Origin of the sequence: Cytophaga sp. (assembly GCF_051961495.1) — a bacterium.
In the GTDB taxonomy this organism is placed as follows: Bacteria; Bacteroidota; Bacteroidia; order Cytophagales; family Cytophagaceae; genus Cytophaga.
The window spans coordinates 1-4,477 of record NZ_JBQCDF010000045.1 but is presented as its reverse complement, the minus strand read 5'-3'; the positions used below and the strand labels follow the sequence as shown (position 1 = coordinate 4,477).

The window sequence follows — 4,477 nt, the reverse complement described above, 5'->3', positions numbered from 1 at the left end:
AAGTAGCATCCTTAGTTATGGTTTCAGTTTTTGTTCCTGAAGAGCAGCTATAAAGAAGAGCACAGAAGAATAGCAGGGGTATATATTTACTCATTGTTCATAGAAATTAGCTTGAATATACAGAACCCCGGTTGATTGAGGTGTATTTCGTGTTGATAAATTATGAACATGCTCATTTAAATAGCAAAAAATCAACTTTATTGAAATTTTTACTAAAAAATTTGGCAAATATGAAAATGTGTATTAGTTTTACTAAAAATATTAACAATATGACAACGAAACTAGTATATTTGATCCGCCTTCGTAATTCGAATCAAACAAGTGTTAAAGTAGGATTGTCTTGTCAGACGCAGGAATCAAACTTTACACGTTCTGTAGAAATGGATACAACAGGCATGAAGATGAGTGATGTATTAAATGCATTGAATCATCAGTTTACTTTAAAGACAGTAGTTTAATAAAACTTTATACCATGGGTGTAATCAGTGAGAATATTAAATTCTTCCGAAAGCAATTGGGTTTAACTCAGGAACAGCTTGCTCAAAAAATAGGAATTAAGCGCTCATTACTTGGTGCATATGAGGAAGGACGTGCTGAGCCGGGATTAGAAACGCTTACCCTGCTTGCCCGCTTGTTTGGTTCAACGGTTGATTTACTTATTTCTGAATCATTAAGTGATCCTGAAAAACGCAAAGAAGCCATGACAAAAGACGTAGAAGGAAAACGCCTTCGCGTGTTAGCAATCACGGTTGATAAGGATGATAAAGAAAATATTCAGCTGGTGCCTCAAAAAGCTGCAGCCGGTTATCTGAATGGTTATTCGGATCCCGAATATGTGGCAGAACTGCCAAAGTTCTACTTGCCGATCTTTAGTGGCAGCGGTACATACAGGGCTTTTGAAATTAAAGGTGATTCCATGTTGCCTTTACCCAGCGGTAGCCTGATCATTGGTCAGTATCTCGATAACTGGAACTCGGTTAAAGATCAGCAAACCTATGTATTGGTAACCGTTTCGGAAGGCATAGTATACAAACGTATACACAACAATATTAAGAAAAATGAAACGCTGCGGTTAATCTCTGATAATCCCGCTTATGAGCCATATGATATAAATGTAGAAGATGTACTGGAAATATGGGAATCGAAAGCCTACATCAGTACAGATTTTCCTAAGCCTGATATGTCTGTTGAGAAGCTAAGTGCCATAGTAAGTGGCTTGCAGAAACAGGTAAGTAAATTATCGAACGAGTAAGAAAGTACACAGTACTTAGTACTAAGTATCAAGACGACAAAAATTTAACTTATCGTGCTTAATTCTTGTACTCTATAAATGCTTTTCTGTTCTTATTAAGTATATATAAATTTTGTACTCTGTACTTTATACTCTGTACTCCGTACTTTTCCAATCCAATTTTTTCAACTCGACTAAAGTGCTTATTTCCGAGGTCAGATGCCATTCTCTCATCTGATCCTCGAAATGCACAATCATTCAAAAATTCCTTTGAATGCTTCTGTAAGATTTTCCTTTTGTATTTTGTCCAGGCTTGAAGAAGCTTCTTCGGTATCATACCAGAAGCCATCCCCCGGATCTGTATAGATGCCCGGAGCCACAGGTATTTTTTTGCTGTGTTCGCCTTCAGCAAATTCTTGCAGATAATATAACTTGAGCAATTGCTGTACATGTTCCCAGGAAACAGTATGCGTTTTATTTAGTGTAGCTGTTCGTTTGCTGAATGAAATTTCCAGTTGTTGGATAGGGGCTTTATCTGCTTCAGATTTTTTCCGGCAATAGCGGATGTTCAGCGGGCCTTCCCATTCAGCCGTTTCATAAATTGCCTGTGTAATTTCCTGAATGAAATAATCCCATTTATTTTCGTTCCCGTAAGTCTCAATCAATCTGCCGTCAACATGCACAATTGATTCGTTGGAAGACGTTGCTTTTTCACCTGGTTTCAGTTCCTTTAAATGTACCAGAGTCTGAAGCCAATTCGTATCAATATTGCCTTTCCACGATTCATCATCATTCCCGGTAAACCCTTCATCCTGTAATTCTTCTTCACTAAAATCTTCACGGTCAGTATATTTTAAGGCGTAATCCGTTTTCAGGCCAGCCTCTGAAAAAGAGATCTTTAAAGTTTTGGTATAAGTATAAGGCGCGGGTAATTCTAAATAATGATATTCTATCGTAATGTTTTTAAAATTCATAGCAACTTATTATTTTTATAGGACGGAAATAGTTGTTTCCGTTCTAATGAAAGTACAATATTTAAACAAAGTTACATTTTCAAATCGACTATTTTAATTTTTATATTTTGAATTCGCCAACGAAACAACCAGCTTTTCGTTTGTTGTTTCAGAAGACATCTCAAAGTATAGTACAATCGAATAACAATGAATATCCTTACTGAAAAATTAGTAGAATTAGCTGAAGAGGAAGCTGGTATTAAGCTTCAGGAAAAAGAGGTTGAACTCCTTGTAGAAGATTCAGATTTAGTAATTAAAATTTGGGGTGAAGAATTGATTGCTACCGAATTTATTGATGAAGACGATTATGAAGATGAAGATTTTGCCAATGAATTGGTTGACGCCATTAAAGAAGAGTATTATGATTTCAGAGAACGTTTGATTGAAATGAAATTAGATTCTCTGAATTTAAACCATATAGATATTCTGAAAGATAAAGTCGTTGAATTGCTTAAGAAAGCAAAGGTTGATGCGAATCTGCTTGATATTCTAGATTTTGAATTCATTGATGTAAGTTCAAAGGACAAAGACCAGGGATTGCCGAATGTAGCTTTGAGAATTACTGATTTTGAGAAAGTTGAATGTAATTGTCCGGTAGATATTGCTAAAATTAATCCTGTTTTCGATGAGAAAAAGATTGCAGATGAATTTTTGAAAAAATACAGATAATATCAAATACAAAACATTATAAATCAAACGCTTGTCATTTTAATGCAAGCGTTTTTTTATGTATTCAAAACTATGAATAAAATTTTTCTGCACGGAAAAGTCTATTATATGAACTAATATGTATTTTTGGGGGCCTCTAGCAGATTTATAGTTTTCCCCCAATATGAAGTATTTAAGTTTTGCTTTGATTGTGTTTTGTTTGAACATTCAAAGCGCCTTTGCTCAGGATTCAACTGCAGCAGTTAAAAAGAAAAAAATGCATGGCACATTCTATGTAACCTGGGGCTACCAGAAGGATTATTATACCCGCAGCGATGTACATTTTAAAAACGACCGGGATGATAATTATGATTTCACCCTTCACAATGTAAAAGCTCATGATCAAAGGGATATGAATGACTTTTTCAGTCAGCCTTTGACCGTACCGCAATATGTATTTTACGGTGGTTATTTCTTCAACAACAAAGGTGACTGGGGCATTGAAGCTGGCTGGGATCACTTGAAGTACATCGTTACGGAAGGACAAACGGCTCACATGACAGGACAAATCCATGGTGTGCAATACGATCAGGATACTATTGTTAACTATAACTTCTGGCATTACGAACATACCAACGGAAACAATTATCTAACGGCAAGTTTATTGAAGCGCTTCACGTTTTTCAAGTCAGAAAAATCGCATCATAAATTAAGTCTGATCGCTAAAGCAGGCGGTGGTTTCCTGATTCCTAAAACACAGTCTGTGATTATGGGCAATGAGCGCGACGGGCCTTTCAGATTGGCTGGTTATGTATTCACATTAGGTGGCGCCGTGCGTTATGATATTTACCGTTACTTCTTTTTGGAAGCATCTATGAAAGGCGCATATGCACACTATACGCACGATAAGATCTACGGAGAAGGGATTGCCAATCAGCATTTCTTTTCACAACAATTTATTTTATCTGCAGGATTTAATATTCCGTTGTCGAAAGATTAATTTTTATCAGGAAGGTTAATATAAAAATCAGGGTTGTAAAAAAAATTACAGCCCTGATTTTTTTACGGTCTCTTTTCTGTTGATTTTTCCGGAAGCGGTATAAATGAATACTGCAGTCCGAATCTCTTTAGGCGCGTGGTATCTGGGAAGCTGCTCTTTTAATGTTTGCAGCAATTGTGTTTTTACTGTTTCGGCAAGGGAAGCAGATTCAATGAACAATACAATTTTTTCTCCAAGCGATTCATCTGCTATGCCCGCGATAAAGAAAGGAGCCGGTAATTGCGTTTGTTGAAGAATTTTTTCGATAAGATTTTCTATAGGTTCTACCTGTATTTTAATACCGCCGGAATTAATGGCGAAATCAGTCCTGCCGATAAAAGTAAATTGCCTGTCATTAATCAATTCTACAATATCATTGGTTTGCAGCCAGCTGTTATTAGTTACTGCACCTTTGATGGATAAACATCGCTGTTCATTTACACGGATCTCAACAGAATCAAAAGCTGTATAAGTTTGTTCTTCTGTAGGATAAACCTGCTTCATGGCAATGTGCGAAACAGTTTCTGTCATTCCATACGAATGCCA

5 protein-coding genes and 1 pseudogene are annotated in these 4,477 nt (G+C 36.3%); 4 read left to right on the top strand and 2 right to left on the bottom strand.

Annotated features, from left to right (window positions below):
• Positions 1 to 269 precede the first annotated feature (269 nt).
• Both ACTHJT_RS02285 and ACTHJT_RS02280 read left to right on the top strand, forming a co-directional pair.
• Positions 270 to 458 (top strand): hypothetical protein, encoded by a 189-nt coding sequence (locus ACTHJT_RS02285; protein WP_440236099.1) that lies wholly within the window; start codon positions 270 to 272, stop codon positions 456 to 458.
• Positions 459 to 472: 14 nt separating this feature from the next.
• A complete protein-coding gene (locus ACTHJT_RS02280) occupies positions 473 to 1,252 on the top strand; it encodes an XRE family transcriptional regulator (protein ID WP_440236097.1) in 780 nt (259 codons plus the stop codon).
• A gap of 233 nt (positions 1,253 to 1,485) precedes the next feature.
• Here the strand turns inward: ACTHJT_RS02280 and ACTHJT_RS02275 are convergent, their stop codons facing one another.
• On the bottom strand, positions 1,486 to 2,205 hold the full coding sequence (locus ACTHJT_RS02275) for a hypothetical protein (protein ID WP_440236095.1): 720 nt from the start codon (positions 2,203 to 2,205) through the stop codon (positions 1,486 to 1,488).
• A 186-nt stretch (positions 2,206 to 2,391) separates the two neighbouring features.
• Here ACTHJT_RS02275 and ACTHJT_RS02270 point away from each other — a divergent pair, with 186 nt between their 5' ends.
• Both ACTHJT_RS02270 and ACTHJT_RS02265 read left to right on the top strand, forming a co-directional pair.
• The gene (locus ACTHJT_RS02270; protein ID WP_440236093.1) at positions 2,392 to 2,913 is read left to right on the top strand and encodes a hypothetical protein; all 522 of its coding nucleotides are present in this window, start codon (positions 2,392 to 2,394) and stop codon (positions 2,911 to 2,913) included.
• A gap of 163 nt (positions 2,914 to 3,076) precedes the next feature.
• The gene (locus ACTHJT_RS02265) at positions 3,077 to 3,892 is read left to right on the top strand and encodes a hypothetical protein (protein ID WP_440236091.1); all 816 of its coding nucleotides are present in this window, start codon (positions 3,077 to 3,079) and stop codon (positions 3,890 to 3,892) included.
• 45 nt (positions 3,893 to 3,937) lie between these two features.
• On the opposite strand, the pseudogene ACTHJT_RS02260 reads toward ACTHJT_RS02265, so the two are convergent.
• Positions 3,938 to 4,477 (bottom strand): annotated as a pseudogene (locus ACTHJT_RS02260) (AMP-binding protein); the annotation flags it as partial.